The following is a 1,729-nucleotide window of genomic DNA, read 5'->3' as shown; positions in this document are numbered from 1 at the left end:
AGAGCGGGAAATTTCCCGCTCTTCTTCCCTGATATAGAGCACATGGTGCCTTATTGATTTTTGTGAGCACCCAGTGCTCTTGCCTGCTTTTTTGAGCACAAAGTGCTCAGGAGTACGATTATGAATCAATTATCGTCTGTACTGCAAAATTATGATGTTGAAGCAATCCGCCGTGATTTCCCGATCCTGTCGCGTGAAGTCTATGGCAAGCCGCTGATCTATCTCGATAATGGTGCCTCGGCACAGAAGCCGCAGGCGGTTATTGATGCGGTGACGAATGCCTATTCCAATGAATATGCCAATGTGCATCGCGGCCTGCATTACCTCTCTAATGCGACGACCGATGCCTATGAGCGTGCGCGTGAAAAAGTGCGCAACTTTCTCAATGCCGGTTCTGTAGACGAGATTATCTTTACCAAATCGGCGACAGAGGCGATCAATACGGTTACCTATGGTTATGGCATGCCAAAAATCGGTGAGGGCGATGAAATCCTGCTCACCATTCTTGAGCATCATTCCAATATCGTGCCTTGGCATTTCATTCGTGAGCGTCAGGGTGCCAAACTGGTATTCGCGCCGGTGGATGATGAAGGTGTGTTCCACCTTGATGAATTCGAGAAATGCATTACCCCGAAAACCAAACTGATTGCGCTGACTCACATGTCCAATGTGACGGGTACGGTTCTGCCGATTAAAAAGATCGTCGAGCTTGCTCATGCACGCGGCATTCCGGTGCTGGTGGATGGTTCGCAGGCTGCTGTGCATATGCCGGTGGATGTACGTGATCTCGGTTGTGACTGGTATATTATGACCGGCCACAAACTTTATGGCCCGTCCGGTATCGGCGTGCTTTATGGCCGTATGGGAATGCTGGAACAGATGCGCCCGTTTATGGGTGGTGGTGAAATGATTGAAGAGGTAACCGTTGATAATGTTACCTATAATCATCCGCCGCATCGTTTTGAGGCCGGAACCCCGCCGATTGTGCAGGCTATTGGATTGGGCGCAGCGCTTGACTATATAGAGAGCATAGGTCGTGAGGCTATTGCTGCCCATGAGGCTGATCTGCGTCTCTATGCGCATGAGTCTCTGGCGAAAATTAACTCACTGCGTATTGTCGGCAATGCACCGGATAAAGGCGCGATCATTGCGTTTGAAATGCAGGGTATTCATGCCCATGACGTTTCAACCCTGATTGACCGTGCAGGAATTGCAGTGCGGGCAGGCACCCATTGTGCTCAGCCATTGCTGCAGCGCTTTGGAGTAACATCGACCTGCCGTGCTTCTTTCGCTATGTATAATACCCGCGCGGAAGTGGATGCTCTGGTTGCAGCGCTTGAAAAAGCAAGACAGTTTTTTGGATGATGAATATGGATACTAAACAGCAAGTGCCGGTCGCAGATGTGATCGCAGCAGATGAAGAAAACAGTGCTTCAAAAGTGTTTTCCGCTTCCGCAATTCCGGAAGAAGAATTGCTGCGCCTGACCGATGATATTATCGGCGCGCTGAAAACTGTCTATGATCCGGAAATTCCGGCAGATATTTATGAGCTCGGCCTGATCTACAAGGTTGATATTGAAGATGATCGCACGGTCAAAATCGATATGACTTTGACTGCCCCGGGTTGCCCTGTAGCCGGTGAAATGCCGGGTTGGGTGGAAAATGCCGTTGGTGCGGTTGAGGGCGTTTCCCATGTGGAAGTGACCATGACCTTTGATCCGCCATGGAC

The 1,729-nt window shown here is 50.1% G+C and carries 2 protein-coding genes; both read left to right on the top strand.

Features of this window, described 5'->3' with window-relative positions; translation table 11 throughout:
* Positions 1-120: 120 nt before the first annotated feature.
* A complete protein-coding gene (locus A918_RS0112755; RefSeq protein WP_022711440.1) occupies positions 121-1,365 on the top strand; it encodes a cysteine desulfurase in 1,245 nt (414 codons plus the stop codon).
* Positions 1,366-1,370: 5 nt separating this feature from the next.
* Positions 1,371-1,729, top strand: a 359-nt coding sequence (locus A918_RS0112750) for a DUF59 domain-containing protein (protein ID WP_156831439.1), incomplete at its 3' end; no start/stop codon positions are given.

The sequence above is a fragment of the Pseudochrobactrum sp. AO18b genome (genome assembly GCF_000409565.1).
Taxonomy (GTDB): Bacteria; Pseudomonadota; Alphaproteobacteria; order Rhizobiales; family Rhizobiaceae; genus Pseudochrobactrum; species Pseudochrobactrum saccharolyticum.
Note: the sequence above shows the minus strand (reverse complement) of the source record. Positions and strands in the feature narration are given on the sequence as shown.